At 71.2% G+C, this 16,586-nt stretch carries 13 protein-coding genes and 2 pseudogenes; 1 reads left to right on the forward strand and 14 read right to left on the reverse strand.

All coding sequences use genetic code 11. The features are described from left to right. Positions 1 to 1,019 precede the first annotated feature (1,019 nt). Positions 1,020 to 1,097: pseudogene (locus E0F75_RS40475) on the forward strand (hypothetical protein); the annotation flags it as partial. Positions 1,098 to 1,364: 267 nt separating this feature from the next. On the opposite strand, the pseudogene E0F75_RS29710 reads toward E0F75_RS40475, so the two are convergent. The 14 genes and pseudogenes from E0F75_RS29710 to E0F75_RS29775 form a co-directional block, all read right to left on the reverse strand. Next, positions 1,365 to 1,499, reverse strand: a pseudogene (locus E0F75_RS29710) (DivIVA domain-containing protein); the annotation flags it as partial. A gap of 55 nt (positions 1,500 to 1,554) precedes the next feature. Then, positions 1,555 to 1,845 carry a YggT family protein gene (locus E0F75_RS29715; protein WP_017238790.1) on the reverse strand — a complete coding sequence of 97 codons (291 nt, stop codon included), beginning with the start codon at positions 1,843 to 1,845 and terminating at the stop codon, positions 1,555 to 1,557. A gap of 81 nt (positions 1,846 to 1,926) precedes the next feature. Continuing rightward, on the reverse strand, positions 1,927 to 2,550 hold the full coding sequence (locus E0F75_RS29720; protein WP_030314526.1) for a cell division protein SepF: 624 nt from the start codon (positions 2,548 to 2,550) through the stop codon (positions 1,927 to 1,929). Positions 2,551 to 2,689: 139 nt separating this feature from the next. Continuing rightward, positions 2,690 to 3,409 carry a YggS family pyridoxal phosphate-dependent enzyme gene (locus E0F75_RS29725; RefSeq protein ID WP_229314043.1) on the reverse strand — a complete coding sequence of 240 codons (720 nt, stop codon included), beginning with the start codon at positions 3,407 to 3,409 and terminating at the stop codon, positions 2,690 to 2,692. Positions 3,410 to 3,417: 8 nt separating this feature from the next. After that, positions 3,418 to 4,146, reverse strand: coding sequence for a peptidoglycan editing factor PgeF (gene pgeF / locus E0F75_RS29730; protein WP_229314044.1), 729 nt, complete (start codon positions 4,144 to 4,146; stop codon positions 3,418 to 3,420). Beyond that, the gene (gene ftsZ, locus E0F75_RS29735; RefSeq protein ID WP_229314045.1) at positions 4,143 to 5,357 is read right to left on the reverse strand and encodes a cell division protein FtsZ; all 1,215 of its coding nucleotides are present in this window, start codon (positions 5,355 to 5,357) and stop codon (positions 4,143 to 4,145) included. The genes pgeF and ftsZ overlap by 4 nt, the downstream gene beginning before the upstream one ends. Positions 5,358 to 5,635: 278 nt before the next feature. Beyond that, positions 5,636 to 6,451 carry an FtsQ-type POTRA domain-containing protein gene (locus tag E0F75_RS29740; RefSeq protein ID WP_229314046.1) on the reverse strand — a complete coding sequence of 272 codons (816 nt, stop codon included), beginning with the start codon at positions 6,449 to 6,451 and terminating at the stop codon, positions 5,636 to 5,638. Between the two features lie 28 nt (positions 6,452 to 6,479). Beyond that, a complete protein-coding gene (gene murG, locus E0F75_RS29745; RefSeq protein WP_030314515.1) occupies positions 6,480 to 7,574 on the reverse strand; it encodes an undecaprenyldiphospho-muramoylpentapeptide beta-N-acetylglucosaminyltransferase in 1,095 nt (364 codons plus the stop codon). 6 nt (positions 7,575 to 7,580) lie between these two features. Then, positions 7,581 to 8,921: a putative lipid II flippase FtsW gene (gene ftsW, locus E0F75_RS29750; RefSeq protein WP_229314047.1), complete on the reverse strand. Its 1,341-nt coding sequence runs from the start codon at positions 8,919 to 8,921 to the stop codon at positions 7,581 to 7,583. Positions 8,922 to 8,976: 55 nt separating this feature from the next. After that, positions 8,977 to 10,416 (reverse strand): UDP-N-acetylmuramoyl-L-alanine--D-glutamate ligase, encoded by a 1,440-nt coding sequence (gene murD, locus E0F75_RS29755; RefSeq protein WP_229314048.1) that lies wholly within the window; start codon positions 10,414 to 10,416, stop codon positions 8,977 to 8,979. Next, on the reverse strand, positions 10,398 to 11,468 hold the full coding sequence (mraY, locus tag E0F75_RS29760) for a phospho-N-acetylmuramoyl-pentapeptide-transferase (RefSeq protein WP_229314049.1): 1,071 nt from the start codon (positions 11,466 to 11,468) through the stop codon (positions 10,398 to 10,400). The genes murD and mraY overlap by 19 nt, the downstream gene beginning before the upstream one ends. Further along, positions 11,465 to 12,889 (reverse strand): UDP-N-acetylmuramoyl-tripeptide--D-alanyl-D-alanine ligase, encoded by a 1,425-nt coding sequence (murF, locus tag E0F75_RS29765; RefSeq protein ID WP_229314050.1) that lies wholly within the window; start codon positions 12,887 to 12,889, stop codon positions 11,465 to 11,467. The genes mraY and murF overlap by 4 nt, the downstream gene beginning before the upstream one ends. 4 nt (positions 12,890 to 12,893) lie before the next feature. Beyond that, positions 12,894 to 14,582, reverse strand: coding sequence for a UDP-N-acetylmuramoyl-L-alanyl-D-glutamate--2,6-diaminopimelate ligase (locus E0F75_RS29770; RefSeq protein ID WP_374115456.1), 1,689 nt, complete (start codon positions 14,580 to 14,582; stop codon positions 12,894 to 12,896). Positions 14,583 to 14,598: 16 nt separating this feature from the next. Then, positions 14,599 to 16,581, reverse strand: a complete 1,983-nt coding sequence (locus tag E0F75_RS29775; protein WP_229314052.1) for a penicillin-binding protein 2 — start codon at positions 16,579 to 16,581, stop codon at positions 14,599 to 14,601. Between the last annotated feature and the right edge of the window lie 5 nt (positions 16,582 to 16,586).

Raw genomic sequence — 16,586 nt, forward strand, 5'->3', positions numbered from 1 at the left:
CGGTGGCGGGCGCAGCCCGGCAGAGGGTGCGGTGGCGGGCGCAGCCCGGCAGAGGGTGCGGTGGCGGGCGCAGCCCGCGTGGGGGTGGGCGCAGCCCGCGTGGGGGCGGGCGGCGGCACGGCCCGCATGGGCAGGGGGTGCGCCGGGGCGGCCCGCATCGGCAGGGGGCGCGCCGGGGCGGCCCGGGCAAGCGGGCACCGTCCAGCGGGACGATTGCCCACACGGGGGGGGTGGCGCCCCGGGCAGGGCCAGCGCGGGCGCGGCGCCGCGGCCGGGTACGGCAAAGGGCCGGGCCCCGGTTTCCCGGGGCCCGGCCCTTCAGCCTGCCGACGGCTACGCGCTCATCGCGCGACAACCGGCCGTCAGTTGTCGTCCTCGTCGATCAGAAAGCCACGCATCGGCGCCGGCGCCTGCTGCATCGGCTGCGGAGCCTGCGGACGGACCGGAGCCATCGGCTGGGTCATCGCAGGGGACATCTGCTGCTGGCCGCCGTAGGACGGGGCGCCGCCCATGGACGGTCCACCACCCATCGCACCGTTGCCGCCGTAGGACGGCGCACCGGCGCCGGCCGAGGCCATCGACGGGGCCGGCGGCAGCGAGGCCGTGGCGGGGGTACGCGGCGGGGCGAGCGAGTCGTCGGCCTGGGTCTCCAGCTGACGCAGCTGCGACTCCAGGTACGACTTCAGACGCGTGCGGTACTCGCGCTCGAAGCCGCGCAGGTCCTCGACCTTGCGCTCCAGCGTCGCGCGAGCGGACTCCAGGGAGCCCATCGCGACGCGGTGCTTCTCCTGCGCGTCCCGCTCAAGAGCGTCCGCCTTGGCGCGGGCGTCCCGCTCCAGGCCCTCGGCACGCGAACGCGCCTCGCCGACGATCTTGTTGGCCTCGGAGCGGGCCTCGGCGATCGCCTGGTCGGCGGTCTGCTGGGCCAGCGAGAGGACACGCGCGGCGCTGTCGCCACCGGGACCCTGCTGCGGCTGCTGCATCTGCGGCGGCATCTGCTGCTGCATCTGCTGCTGCGGGTGACCCATGGGGCCGCCCTGCATCGGACCGCCCTGCATGGGGCCGCCCTGCATCGGGCCACCCTGCATGGGGCCGCCCTGCATCGGGCCACCCTGCATGGGGCCGCCCTGCATCGGACCACCCTGCATGGGGCCGGCGGGAAGCTGCGGGGCACCGGACGGAAGCTGCGGCGGGCCCATCTGCGGCGGCTGCTGCTGGACCGGCGGTCCGGATATGGCGGCGGGCACGGGCGCGCCGGGACCGACGGGACGATCCTGCTGCTCCGGGGGCTTGCGCATCCCCTGCTGCTGCTGGTTCTGCGCGGCGGCACGGGTCGCGGCGGCCAGCTTGGCGCGCAGGTCCTCGTTCTCGCGGAGCAGGCGGGTCAGCTCGGCCTCGACCTCGTCGAGGAAGGCATCGACCTCGTCCTCGTCATAGCCTTCTCGGAGGCGGACGGTCGTGAACTGCTTGTTCCGCACGTCCTCGGGGGTCAGCGGCATCTCTTCTTCACCTCTACGTAGTCGTCGGCAGTCGGCAAGACCGTATCGTCCACATTCACCTCGCGAAGCTGCTCACGATGGAGATCAGGATGTAGACGATGATCATCAGAACGAAGAAGGACAGGTCGAGTGCCACGCCCCCGAGACGCAGCGGCGGGATGAGTCGCCGCAGAAGCTTGAGCGGTGGATCGGTGACAGTGTAGGTGGCCTCAAGGACGACCACCATCGCCTTACCGGGTTGCCATGAACGGGCGAACTGGAAGACGTAGTCCATGACAAGTCGGACGATCAGGAGGACGAGGAAGCACATCAGCACGATGTAGACCACCTGTAGTGCGACGCCCATCCCGCGTTTCCCTCTCCCCTGACTTACGTGCTCTCACTTGTTCCGGCCGCTTCGCGACCGGTCCGTCCGGTTCTCGTGTTCTCAGCTCTGGTTGAAGAATCCGCCCTCTGCGATCCGGGCCTTGTCCTCCGCCGTGACATCGACGTTAGCAGGCGACAACAGGAACACCTTCTGCGTCACGCGCTCAATGCTGCCATGGAGCCCGAAGACGAGTCCGGCGGCAAAGTCGACAAGTCGCTTCGCGTCCGTGTCGTCCATCTCCGTGAGATTCATGATCACCGGGGTGCCCTCACGGAAGTGTTCCCCGATGGTACGGGCCTCGTTGTAGGTCCGGGGGTGCAGCGTGGTGATGCGGTAGGGCTCCCGCTCGGACACGACCTTGGGCATGATCACGGGTGCGTTCTTCTCCATGCTGGGACGTTCGGGTGTGATGGATGCCACGGGGGCAATTCGGGCCGGACGTCCGCTTTCGGCGAGTACCGGAACAGAATGGGACATCGGCTCACGGGGGGCCGGAGGCTGCACCACTCGTACCGGTTCCTCACGCTCCACCTGTCGCGGGGGGGCGATGTGGCGCCGGTCGCGCTCGGGCTCCGGCTCCAGCTCGGGTTCGAAGTCGTCGTCGGGGTCGAAGCCCCGGCCGTCGTACCCATCGTCCTCCACGAGGCCGAGGTAGACCGCCATCTTGCGCATCGCGCCGGCCATTCTCTGAGTCCTCCGCTCTGTGGTGGATCGCCATACTGGCCAATGTCGCAGCGTCACCAAGTGCCCGCGATCCACGGGTCGTCCCGCCGTTCTGCGGAATGACCATATTTTCTGCTGTGGTCCGACTTGCTTCGCGACGTTACCCGAGCTTCGGGCGGACTCCGAGTACCGCCGTACCGACGCGTACGTGTGTCGCCCCGGCGGCGACGGCCTCTTCGAGGTCCGCACTCATCCCTGCCGACACCATGTTCGCAGCCGGACGGGTCGCGCGCAGGGCAGTCGACAAATCCATCAGCCGGTCGAAGGCGGCGCGTTGCCGTCCCGCGTACGGACCGGAGAGCGGGGCGACGGTCATGAGTCCGTCGAGCCGCAGCCCCGGGGCGGCGGCCACCGCGGCCGCCAACTCCTCGATCCCGTCGGGTGCGACACCGCCGCGGTCGCCCCGCTCGCCCGACTCGGCGTCGAGCGCGACCTGGAGGAGACAGCCGAGCTCGCGGCCCTCCTTCTCCGCGGCCGCGGAGAGCGAGGAAACGAGCTTCAAGCGGTCGACAGACTGCACCACATCGGCATAACCCACCACGGATCTGACCTTGTTGGTCTGCAACTGACCCACGAAGTGCCAGGTCAGATCAAGGTCGGCACAGGCGGCCGCCTTCGGGGCGGCGTCCTGGTCCCGGTTCTCGGCGACGTGCCGTACGCCGAGTCCGTGGAGGATTCTCACATCGCTCGCGGGGTAGGTCTTGGTGACCACGACGAGCGTCACCTCTTCCCGCGGGCGCCCGGCGGCCGCGCAGGCGGCTGCGATGCGCGCCTCCACCCGGGCCAGGTTCTCGGCGAGTTCCGACGTGCGGTCCGTCATGTCTCTTCTCAGTCCAACCAGACATATCCCGCGAGTCGCCCCGTGGTGCGATCGCGGCGGTACGAGTAGTGGTCACCGGATTCCCGGGTGCAGTCCGTACTGGCCTGCCGGTCCGTGACGCCGAGCCGTTCGAGCTGGGCGAGGACTCCTGCGGTGACGTCGACGGCCGGGGTGCCCCAGCTCGTCTCGGCCCAGGCGGCGGGCTCGGTCCCGGCGACCTCGGCCCGCATGGCCTCCGGCACCTCGTAGCAACGCCCGCAGACGGCGGGGCCGGTGCGGGCGACGATACGGGCGGGGTCGGCGCCGAGATCGATCATGGCCGCGACCGCGGCGGGAACGACTCCCGCCACCATCCCGGGCCGCCCGGCGTGGGCGGCGGCCGCGACCCCGGCGACCGGATCGGCGAGGAGGACGGGGACGCAGTCCGCGGTGAGGACGGCGAGGGCGAGTCCGGGGCGGGAGGTGACGAGGGCGTCCACCGACGGGATTCCGTCGGTGCCCCACGGCCCCTCGACCTCGGCGACGTCCGCGCCGTGCACCTGGTTCATCCAGACCACCGACGCGGGGTCGAGCCCGAGGGCGCCGGCCGCGAGCGACCGGTTGGTCCGCACCGCCTCAGGGGTGTCCCCCACCGCGCCGCCGAGGTTGAGCTCCTCGTACGGAACGGCGCTCACCCCGCCCCACCTGTCGGTGAAGGCGAAGTGCGCGCCGTTCGCGTCGAAGCGCTGTCCTATCACTTCAGGAAGTCCGGGACGTCCAGCTCTTCGGCCTGGCTGTCCGCGTACGGACGGGCCGGCGGGACGACCGGAGGGGCGGGCGACAGCGGGGTCTCGTTGACCGCCGGCGCGGGCTCGGCCGGAACCTGGACCGGCTCCTCGCGCGGGGCGACCGTGCCGAGGCCGCCCAGCGGGCGGGAGGTCTCGACGTGGCGGGGCGCCGGGGCCGGCTCCTCGCGCTTGGCGGAGACCGAGCCGATGATGTTGTCCCGGCGGGCCGGCGGCTGGCCGCCGTCGAAGCCGGCCGCGATGACGGTGACCCGGACCTCGTCGCCGAGGGCGTCGTCGATGACGGCGCCGAAGATGATGTTGGCCTCCGGGTGGGCTGCCTCGCTGACCAGCTGCGCGGCCTCGTTGATCTCGAAGAGACCGAGGTCGCTGCCGCCGGAGATGGAGAGCAGCACGCCACGGGCGCCGTCGATGGAGGCCTCGAGGAGCGGCGAGGAGATCGCCATCTCCGCCGCCGCCACCGCGCGGTCGTCGCCGCGGGCGGAGCCGATGCCCATCAGGGCCGAACCGGCCTCGGACATGACCGACTTGACGTCGGCGAAGTCGAGGTTGATCAGACCCGGGGTGGTGATGAGGTCGGTGATGCCCTGCACACCGCTCAGCAGCACCTGGTCGGCCGACTTGAAGGCGTCGAGCACGGAGACCTGACGGTCCGAGATCGACAGGAGCCGGTCGTTGGGGATGACGATGAGGGTGTCGACCTCTTCGCGGAGCTCGGCGATGCCGTCCTCCGCCTGATTGGCGCGACGGCGGCCCTCGAAGGTGAACGGCCTGGTGACCACACCGATCGTCAGGGCGCCGAGCGAGCGCGCGATGTTGGCGACGACGGGTGCGCCGCCGGTGCCGGTGCCGCCGCCCTCTCCGGCGGTGACGAAGACCATGTCGGCCCCCTTGAGGACCTCCTCGATCTCCTCACGGTGGTCCTCTGCCGCCTTGCGACCGACGGCCGGGTTCGCCCCGGCGCCGAGGCCACGGGTGAGTTCACGGCCGACGTCGAGCTTGACGTCGGCGTCGCTCATCAACAGCGCTTGCGCGTCGGTGTTGATGGCGATGAACTCGACGCCCTTGAGACCGACCTCGATCATTCGGTTGATGGCATTGACACCACCGCCGCCGACACCGATGACCTTGATGACTGCGAGGTAGTTCTGCGGTGCTGCCACGTCGAAGGCCTCTCGCCTCGAGTTACGTGTCGTCGCTGCGCGGTTGGTCGCGCGGCTCCGACGGATGCCGATTGGGACGGTCCGAAACGCCGACCCAAACCCTAACGTTGAAGTTTAGGGTTACCAGTGTCTCTGTTCGCTGGACTCTTCCGAACAGGACACTAAGTCGACAAGTGGCGCACGTTCAACGAACACGCCGAACCTCCCGTTTTTCTTTTCACCCTATGTGATCACCCGTAGCGCTGGCCAACCAGGGGGCTGGCCAGGGGCGATTCCCGTCAACTCCCGGACGAGGCGGGCGCTGTGGGAGCACTTACATCGAAGTGCCCCGCTTTGGGGGTGGCTTTCAGGAGAGCGGTGAGAACGCGGGCCTTGACGGGACCGTGTTCGCCGCTGCCCCAGAAGACCGTGCGCCCCCTGGTCAGCTCCAGAGTGACGGAGTCGTACGAGGTGACGCGTACGACACGAGTGTGACGGGCGATTTCGGCCGGGAGTTCACCCCGGACGCGCACCGCCTCCCGGAGCAGCCGGTCCGCGCCGAAGCGGCGCAGGCTCGGCGAGGTGGCGCTGTCGAGGACGAGCCGGGGGACGCCACGGGGAGCGGTGTCGACGGTGGCGAACCGCATTCCGGTCGCGTCCACTTCGATGAACTTTCCGCCCTTTTCCACCAGAAGAACGGGCTTCCGTTCCGTCACTTTCAGCCCGATTCCGTGCGGCCAGGACCGCACGACCTCCACCGACTCGATCCGCGGGAACCCCTCCCGCAGCCGTGCCTCGATGGCCTCGGTGTCGACGGTGACGAGCGGGGCGCCCATCGGTACGGCGGCGACGGCCTCGACCTCACGCGGGGTCAGGACCGAGGTGCCGGAAGTCTTCACACGTTCCACACGGAACCAGTTCGAGCCGTAGAGCGCCCAGATCCCGCCGGCCACGAGCAGGAGAACGGCGAGGGCGACGAGGAGCGCCCGGGCGCCGGGCACCCGGAACTTGCGATTCCGGGTGCCCGTGCGGGACGGACCGTCCGACGAGCCCTTCGACGACCTCTTCGACTCGCTCGCGCCGCTCTTCTCCGCGGTCGTCGGTCCGGCTGCCACGTGGCGTCTCCTGCCCTCAGCCGCCGCGCTACGCCTGGCGGCGCGCGGCGATCGCCTCGTACACCATGCCGACGAGCAGGTCGTCGGCGTCCCGGCGGCCGAACTCGGCGGCGGCGCGGGACATCTCGTACAACCGGTGCGGATCGGCCAGTACGGGCAGGACGTTGCCCTGCACCCACTGCGGCGACAGCTCCGCGTCGTCGACGAGGAGTCCGCCGCCGGCCTTGACCACCGGCTGGGCGTTGAGCCGCTGTTCGCCGTTGCCGATCGGCAGCGGTACGTACGCGGCGGGCAGCCCGACGGCGGAGAGCTCGGCGACGGTCATGGCGCCCGCACGGCAGAGCATCATGTCGGCCGCGGCGTACGCGAGATCCATCCGGTCCACGTACGGTACCGGCACGTAGGGCGGCATTCCGGGCATGTTGTCGACGCGCGGCATTTCGTTCTTCGGGCCGACCGCGTGCAGGATCTGGATGCCGGAGCGCTGGAGCACCGGAGCGATCTGCTGGATCACCTCGTTGAGCCGCCGGGCGCCCTGGGAGCCGCCGGAGACGAGGAGCGTCGGCAGGTTCGGGTCGAGCCCGAACGCGGCGCGCGCCTCGGGGCGCACGCGCGCCCGGTCGAGGGTCGCGATGGTATGCCGCAGCGGAATGCCGATGTAACGGGCGTTGCGGAGCTTGCTGTCCGGGGTCGCGACGGCGACCCCGGCCGCGTACCGCGAACCGATCTTGTTGGCCAGGCCGGGCCGGGCGTTGGCCTCGTGCACGACGATCGGCACTCCGAGGCGCTTGGCCGCCAGATAGCCGGGCAGCGCCACATAGCCGCCGAAGCCCACCACGCAGTCCGCCTTGGTGCGCTCCAGGATCTGCTCGGCCGCCTTGATGGTGCCGCGCAGCCGCCCGGGAACGGTGATCAGCTCGGGGGTGGGCTTGCGGGGCAGCGGTACGGCGGGGATGAGGGCCAACTCGTAGCCCCGCTCGGGCACGAGCCGGGTCTCCAGACCCTTCTCCGTGCCGAGCGCCGTGATCCCCACGCTGGGGTCCTGCCTGCGCAGGGCGTCCGCGAGGGCCAGCGCGGGCTCGATGTGGCCGGCGGTCCCCCCGCCGGCGAGTACGACATGCACCGAAATTCACCGCTCTCCGGACGGGCGCTTCTTGACGCGCCGTCGCATCGACTTCCATCTCACCCCGGCCCGCTTGCCCCAGCCGGGGCGGCGCATGGCCAGGGCCGCTTTCGCGGCGGGTTCCTGTCGCGCGAAGGCGATGAGGAGCCCGACGGCGAACATGGTCGGCAGTAGGGCCGACCCACCGTAGGAGAACAACGGGAGCGGGACACCGGCGATCGGCAGCAGACCGAGCACCGCACCGATGTTGATCACGGCCTGAGCCGTGATCCAGGTGGTCACACCTCCCGCGGCGAACCTCACGAAGGGGTCCTCCGTGCCTCCGGCCACGCGGATACCCGCATAGCCTAGAGCCGCGAACAGGGCGAGTACCGACAGCGTCCCCGCCAGACCCAGTTCCTCACCGGTGACCGCGAAGATGAAGTCGGTGTGCGCCTCGGGCAGTTGGCCCCATTTCTCGACGCTCGCACCGAGTCCGGAACCGAACCATCCGCCCGACGCCAGAGCATAGATTCCGTGCGCGGCCTGCAGACAGGGGGCCCCCTCGCCGCCGGGGTCGGAGGCTCCGATGCACTGGAACCGGTCCATGCGGTGGGGGCTCGTCTTGATGAGCAGCGCCCCGAGGGCGCCGGCCACCGCGAGCACCCCGACGAAGAGCCGGGTGGGCGCTCCGGCGGTCCACAGCAGGCCGAAGAGGATCGCGGTGAGGATGATCGCGGTGCCCATGTCGCCGCCGAGCATGATCAGTCCGAGCAGCATGAAGGCACCCGGGACCAGCGGCACCAGCATGTGCTTCCACTGCGTGAGCAGCCGCATGTCGTTCTTGCGGGCGAGCAGGTCCGCGCCCCAGAGGATCAGCGCCAGTTTGCCGAACTCGCTGGGCTGGAGCATGAACGGGCCGCCCAGCGAGATCCAGTTCTGGTTGCCGCCGACGGAGTGCCCTATCCCCGGGATCTGCACGAGCACCATCAGGAAGACCGCGCCGACCAGGATGGGGTAGGCGAGGGCCCGGTGGAGCTTCACGGGCATCCGTGAGGCGGCCAGGAGCAGTCCGGTGCCCAGGAGCGCGGCGAAGAACTGCTTCCGGAAGAAGTAGGAGGGCACGAGTTCGTAGCGGAGCGCCGTGATCATCGAGGCGGAGTAGACCATCACGAGGCCGAGCGCGGTGATGAGCATGCCCGCGCCGATGATCACGTAATACGCCGTGAGCGGCCGGTCCCAGGCCTTCCGCGCCCGCTCGTGGAGCCGTCGCAGGCCCCCGCCGCGGGGTCGCCGCGGGGTCGCGGGGGCCCGCCCTCCGCCGCGTACGGCGGAGGGCCCACGTGTCCCTGCGATCTTGCTCGGCATGGTCGCTGCCCCCTCCGGTCGTGCCCGGTCCTGCCGGACCCTCCCACGGGTCGGGTCAGGCGTCCCCGGTGGCGGCGAGGGCGCGGACCGCGTCCGCGAAGGCCTCGCCGCGCTTGTTGTAGTTGGTGAACATGTCCATCGAGGCACAGGCCGGGGCGAGGAGCACCGTGTCCCCCGCGCGGGCGAGCCGGGTCGCCTCTCGGACCGCCTCGGACATCGCCCCAGTGTCGGTCCGGTCGAGGTCCACCACCGGTACTTCCGGGGCGTGTCGCGCCAGGGCTTCGCGGATCAGGGCCCGGTCGGCGCCGATCAGGACGGCCCCGCGCAAGCGCTTCGCCGACTTCTGGACGAGCTCGTCGAAGGTCGCGCCCTTGGCGAGGCCGCCGGCGATCCAGACGATCGGGTCGTAGGCGGCCAACGAGGCTTCCGCGGCGTGGGTGTTGGTGGCCTTGGAGTCGTCGACGTACGCGACCCCCTGGACCTCCTCGACCAGTTCGATGCGGTGCGGGTCGGGCCGGAAGGCCTTCAGGCCGTCGCGTACGGCCTTGGCGTCGACGCCGAAGGCGCGGGCCAGGGCGGCCGCGGCCAGGGCGTTGGCGATGTTGTGCGGGGCCGGCGGCTGGACGTCGGAGACCTCGGCGAGCTCCTGGGCGTTCTTCTGCCGGTTCGGGGCGAAGGCCCGGTCGACGAGGATGCCCTCGACGACGCCGAGTTCGGACGGGCCGGGGGTGCCGAGGGTGAAGCCGATGGCCCGGCAGCCCTCCTCGACGTCGGCCTCGCGGACCAGGTCCTCGGTGGCCTTGTCGGCGACGTTGTAGACGCAGGCGACCTGGTTGCCCTCGTAGATGCGGCCCTTGTCGGCCGCGTACGCCTCCATGGAGCCGTGCCAGTCGAGGTGGTCGGGCGCCAGGTTGAGCACGGCGCCCGAGTGGACGCGGACGGACGGCGCCCAGTGGAGCTGGTAGCTGGAGAGCTCGACGGCGAGCACGTCGTACTGCTCCTCGCCGAGGACGGCGTCGAGGAGCGAGACCCCGATGTTGCCGACGGCGGCGGTCCGCAGTCCGGCCGCCTCCAGGATCGAGGCGAGCATCCGGACGGTCGTGGTCTTGCCGTTGGTGCCGGTGACCGCGAGCCAGGGGGCCGCTCCCGGCCCCCTGAGCCGCCAGGCGAGTTCGACGTCGCCCCAGATCTCCACGCCCGCCTCGGCGGCGGCCGCGAAGAGCGGCTTGTCGGGCCGCCAGCCGGGGGTGGTGACGATCAGCTCGGTGCCGGACGGCAGGGTGGCCCCGTCGCCGAGGCGGACGGTGATGCCCTCCGCCTCCAGCTCGGCGGCCTGGGCCCGGGAGCGCTCGTCGTCGCCGTCGTTGACGACGGTGACGAGCGCGCCGAGACCGTGCAGGACGCGGGCGGCCGGGATGCCGGACACCCCGAGTCCCGCGACGGTGACCTTCTTGCCGTTCCAGTCGAGCTGTTCTGTCACTTTTCCGATGCCCATCCCGCGTAGAAGAGGCCCAGGCCCACGATCACGCACATGCCCTGGATGATCCAGAACCGGACGACGACAAGGACCTCGGACCACCCCTTGAGTTCGAAGTGGTGCTGGAGGGGTGCCATCCGGAAGACGCGCTTGCCGGTCATCTTGAACGAGCCGACCTGGATGACCACGGACATCGTGATCAGTACGAACAGTCCGCCGAGCAGGGCCAGCAGCAGCTCCGTACGGGAGCAGATGGCGAGACCGGCGAGGGCGCCGCCGAGGGCGAGCGAGCCGGTGTCACCCATGAAGATCTTGGCGGGCGAGGTGTTCCACCACAGGAAGCCGAAGCAGGAGCCCATGAGCGCGGAGGCGACGACGGCGAGGTCGAGCGGGTCGCGCACCTCGAAGCAGGCGTTGGGGTTGGTCAGGGTCATGGCGTTCGCACAGGACTCCTGGAACTGCCAGAGCCCGATGAAGGTGTACGCGCCGAAGACCATCACCGAGGCGCCGGTGGCCAGGCCGTCCAGACCGTCCGTCAGGTTCACGCCGTTGGACATGGCGAGAATCATGAAGAGCGCCCAGACCACGAACAGCACCGGTCCGATGGCCCAGCCGAAGTCCGTGATGAAGGAGAGCTTCGTGGAGGCGGGCGTGAGCCCCCGCAGGTCGGCGAACTGCAGCGACAGCACGGCGAAGGCGATGCCGACGATCAGCTGGCCGGCCATCTTCGCCTTGGCCCGCAGACCCAGCGAACGCTGCTTGACGATCTTGATGTAGTCGTCGAGGAAGCCGACCAGGCCCATGCCGGCCATGAGGAACAGCACCAGGGCGCCCGAGTACGTCGGGTCCTCACCGGTGATGACCTTGGCCAGGGCGTACGCGATGAGCGTGGCCAGGATGAAGGAGATGCCGCCCATGGTGGGCGTGCCCTTCTTGCCGGCGTGGCCGCGCGGGCCGTCGTCCCGGATGAACTGCCCGTACCCCTTGCGGGCGAGGAGCTTGATCAGCAGCGGGGTGCCGATCAGGGTCAGGAAGAGCCCGATGGCCCCCGCGAAGAGGATCTGCCTCATCGGACGGCGACCTCGCCCTCGGTGTCGAGGAGCGCCAGGGCGACCTGTTCGAGGCCGACCGACCTGGAAGCCTTCACAAGGACGACGTCCCCCGGGCGCAGCTCACTGCGCAACAGGTCGACAGCCGCCTGCGCGTCGGACACGTGCACCGACTCCTCACCCCACGAACCCTCGTTATATGCGCCCAGTTGCAGCCAGGACGCTTCCCTGTCCCCGACCGCCACGAGCTTGCTGACGTTGAGCCGGACGGCGAGCCGTCCGACCGCGTCGTGCTCGACGAGCGATGCGTCACCGAGCTCGGCCATCTTGCCGAGCACCGCCCACGTACGGCCCCCTCGGGCCTGTGCGGCCCTGCCCATGGCCGCGAGCGCGCGCAGGGCGGCTCGCATGGACTCGGGGTTCGCGTTGTAGGCGTCGTTGACGATCGTCACGCCGTCCGGACGCTCGGTGACCTCCATGCGCCAGCGCGACAGGGTGCCGGCCTCGGAGAGCGCGGTGGCGATCTCTTCGACAGGCATGCCCAGCTCGTGCGCGACGGCGGCCGCTGCGAGCGCGTTCGACACGTGATGCTCACCGTACAGGCGCAAGGTCACGTCACTGCACCCGGTGGGTGTGTGAAGCCTGAAAGAAGGCTGTCCGGACTCTGTGAGGCGGACGTTCTCGGCCCGTACGGCCGCTTCGTCCGCTTCGCCGAAGAAGGTCACGCGGGCCTTGGTGCGGCTGGCCATCGCGCGGACCAGCGGATCGTCGGCGTTGAGGACCGCGACACCGCCGTCCTCGGCCGTCGGAAGCGCTTCGACGAGCTCGCCCTTGGCCTCGGCGATCTGCTCCCGGCCGCCGAACTCGCCGATGTGGGCGGTGCCCACGTTGAGGACGAGGCCGATACGGGGCGGGGTGAGGCCGGTGAGGTAGCGGATGTGCCCGATGCCGCGGGCGCCCATCTCCAGGACCAGGTGCCGGGTCTCGTCGCTCGCGCGGAGCGCCGTGAGCGGCAGGCCGATCTCGTTGTTGAGCGAGCCGGGCGTCCAGACGGTGGGCGCGTGCCGGTCGAGGACCTGGGCGATCAGGTCCTTGGTGGACGTCTTGCCGGCCGAGCCGGTGAGGGCGACGACATCGGTGCCGAGCCGTTCGACGACGGCTCGGGCGAGGGCCCCGAGCGCCGTCTGGACGTCGTCGACGACGATGGCGGGGACGCCGACGGGGCGGGCGGCGAGGACGGCCGTCGCACCCGCCGCGACGGCGCGTTCCGCGTAGTCGTGGCCGTCGACGTGCTCACCGGCGAAGGCCGCGAACAGGCTGCCGGCCCGCACCTCGCGGGAGTCGATGACGACGGGCCCGGTGATCCGGGCGGCCGGATCCGGTATGTCGTGCGCCTGCCCGCCGACGATTTCGGCGATCTCGGCGAGGGAGAGGGCGATCACTGCTTCATCCCTGACTGTTCTGGTGGCCGGCTGTTCCGCTCGGCGCGGAAGCCCGGGTGTGCGAGCGGTCGGCGATGGCCTCGCGCAGGACCTGGCGGTCGTCGAAGGGGCGTACGACCCCGGCGATCTCCTGGCCCTGCTCGTGGCCCTTGCCCGCGACGAGGACGGTGTCGCCGGGCTGTGCGCGGGCGACCGCGGCCGCGACGGCCGCGGCGCGGTCGGCGAGGACGAGCACCTCGGCGCGTTCCTCCGCGGGCACCTCGGCGGCGCCCGCGAGCATGGCGGCGAGGATCTTGAGCGGGTCCTCGGAGCGGGGGTTGTCGGAGGTCAGGACGGCGGTGTCGGCGAGCCGGGCCGCGGCGGCGCCCATCGGGCCGCGCTTGGTGGTGTCCCGGTCCCCGCCGCAGCCGATGACCACGTGCAGCTTGCCCTCGGTGACCTCGCGCAGGGAGCGCAGGACCGACTCGACGGCGTCCGTCTTGTGCGCGTAGTCGACGACGGCGAGGTACGGCTGGCCCGCGTCGACCCGCTCCAGGCGGCCCGGCACGCCGGGGACGGCGGCGACGCCCTCGGCGGCGCTCTTCGGGTCGATGCCCGCGGCGGCGAGGGTGACGATCGCGGCGAGGGTGTTGGCGACGTTGAACGGGCCCGGCAGCGGGGCCGTGGCGGAAATCCGCTCCCCCGCGGGGCCGACGGCGGTGAACGTCGAGTCGTGGGAGCCGAGGACGAGGTCCTCGGCGCGCCAGTCGGCGTCGGCGCGGCCCTCGACGGAGAAGGTGACGACCGGGACGGTCGCCTCGCCGGCCAGCCTGCGGCCGTAGGCGTCGTCGAGGTTGACCACACCGAGGCGGCTGCGCTCGGGCGTGAAGAGCCCGGCCTTCGCCCGGTAGTAGTCGTCCATGTCGGAGTGGAACTCCATGTGCTCGGGGCTGAGGTTGTTGAAGACGGCGACGTCGAAGACGCAGCCGTCGACCCGGCCGAGCACGAGGGCGTGGCTGGAGACCTCCATGGCGACCGCGTCGACGCCCCGCTCGCGCATGACCGCGAAGAGCGCCTGGAGGTCGGTGGCCTCCGGGGTGGTGCGCTCCGACTTGATGCGCTCGTCGCCGATCCGCATCTCGACGGTGCCGACGAGCCCGGTGTGGTGCCCGGAGCCGCGCAGGCCGCCCTCGACGAGGTAGGCGGTGGTGGTCTTGCCGGACGTGCCGGTGATCCCGATCTGGAGGAGGTCGGCGCCGGGCCGCCCGTAGATCTCGGCGGCGAGTTCGCCCATCCGGCCGCGCGGGTTCTCGACGACCAGGACCGGCAGGCCGGTGGCCGCGGCGCGCTCGGCGCCCGTCGGGTCGGTGAGGATCGCGGCGGCGCCGAGTCCGGCGGCCTGGGCGACGAAGTCGGCGCCGTGGGCGCGGGCACCGGGCAGGGCCGCGTACACGTCGCCGGGTCGCACGGCCCGGGAGTCGTGGGTGATGCCCGAGATCTCGGCGGTTCCGGGGGCGTCGACCCCCAGCTGCGCGGCCAGGTCGCCCAGGGGTGTCGGGCGGGCCTGCTCCGGCCGGGGCGGGGCGGTTCGGTACTGATCAGCGTGTGGCACGGCGGTGAGCGTACCGGGCGCACCCTGCGGGGGGCCAAAAGAGCCCGGGGCCTCGCCGGAGTTCGATTTCCGGTTCCCGGAATGGGGGGTGATCGTTGTCACTGGTGCTCCCGGAGTGTCACGGGGTGGGGTCGAACATGACCGGCAGTCGGGCGGGCTCGCTGCCCGTGGGGGCGACGTGGAGGGTCTTGAGGGCGAACTCCATGACCTTCTTGTAGATGGGGCCGCAGATCTGGCCGCCGAAGTAGCTGCCCTTGGTGGGGTTCTGGATGGCGCAGTAGACGGTGATCTGGGGGTCGTCGGCGGGGGCGAACCCGGCGAAGGATGCGGTGTAGCCCTTGTAGCGGCCGAGCTCGGGGTCGACGCGGTTGGCGGTGCCCGTCTTGCCGGCGACGCGGTAGCCGGGGATGGCGGCCTTGTTGCCGGTGCCCTCCCGGTCGTCGACGACGGACTCCAGCATCTGGGCGAGGGTCTTGGCGGTCTTCTCGCTGACGACCCGGGACTCCTCGGGCTTGGGCGCCGGCGTGAAGCGCCCGTCGGGTCCCTTGGTGCCGCGGATCAGGGTCGGCTCGACGCGTACGCCTTTGTTGGCGATGGTCGAGTACACGGAGGCGGCCTGCATCGCGCTGACGGAGAGGCCCTGGCCGAAGGGGATCGTGTACTGCTGCGAGGTGGACCAGTCCTGCGGCTTGGCCAGGATGCCGGCGGTCTCGCCCGGGTAGTTCAGGCCGGTGGGGCTGCCCATGCCGAACTTGCGCAGGTAGGAGTGGAGGACCCTGTTCGACTCGGCCTGGGTGGCGCCCAGCTGGCCGGTGGCGAGGATGGTGCCGATGTTGCTGGACTTGGCGAGGACGCCGTTGAGCGTCAGGTACCAGGTCGGGTGGTCGATGTCGTCCTTGAAGAGCCGGTCGCCGCGGTGGAGCCGGTTGGGGACGGTGACCTGGGTGTCGGGGGCCGCCTTGCCCTCCTCCAGGACGGCGGCCATGGACATGACCTTGCTGGTGGAGCCGGGTTCGTAGGCGTCCTGGAGGGCCGCGTTGCCCATCGAGGCGGCGTTGGCGGCGGAGAGGTCGTTGGGGTCGAAGCCGGGGGCGTTGGCCATGGCGAGGACCTCACCGGTCCTCGTGTTCTGCACGACGACATAGCCCCGGTCGGCCCTGGACTTCGTGACCTGCTCGGTGATGGCCTGCTGGGCGGCCCACTGGATGTCCCGGTCGATGGTCAGCTCGATGTCGGAGCCGGGGACGGCGGGGGTGCCCTGGGAGCCCGCGGTGGGCACCTGGCGGCCGCCGGACTGGGTGAAGCGGATCTTGCCGTCCTTGCCGGCGAGCTCCGGGTCGAGCATCGACTCGACGCCGCCGGCGCCCTTGCCCTCGGCGTTGACGTAGCCCAGTATCCCGGCGGCGAGCTCGCCGTTCGGGTACACGCGCTTGGTGCTGGGCTCGCTGAGGATGCCGCCGAGGAGGTTGACGCCGCTGCCGCCGGCCGAGCGCTGGGCCTTCTGCCCGTAGACGCGCCGCAGGTCCTTGATCTGGTTCCAGACCTGCGGGGTCTGCTTGCGGGCGAGCAGCGTGTACCGGGACTTGGGGGTACGGAGCTTCTTCGCGAGCTCCGCGGGCTCCTTGCCGAGGAGGGGGGCGAGGAGGGCGGCGGCCTGCTCGGGCGCGTCCGGGACCTTGGACACCTCGGGCGTGAAGAGCTGCGGGTCGGCGGTGATGTCGTACGCGTCGACGCTCGCGGCGAGCGCGATGCCGTTGCGGTCGGTGATCTCGCCCCGCTCGGCGGAGAGCGTGTACTCCTGGAAGCGGTACTTGTCGGCCTTGGCCGCGTACGCGCTGGCGTCGACGGCCTGGACCTGGAGCAGCCGCACCACGAAGGCCGTCATGACCAGGGTCAGACCGAGGGAGACCAGCCGCAGCCGGGGCCGGGGGCTGCCGAGCCGGATGGTGCGCGGCCGGCGGGCCGGCGGCCGGGGCGCGGTCCGCTTCGCGGTCGGGCGCGGGGCGGGGCGGGACGTGCGGGCCCCGGCGGAGGCGGGCCGGGGGCGCGCGGGCCTGGCGGGTCCGGGGACGCGGCGGCGCGGGGGCTCCTTGGGGGGCACTTGCG

It is taken from the genome of Streptomyces sp. CB02980, assembly GCF_014451325.2.
Lineage (GTDB): Bacteria > Actinomycetota > Actinomycetes > Streptomycetales > Streptomycetaceae > Streptomyces.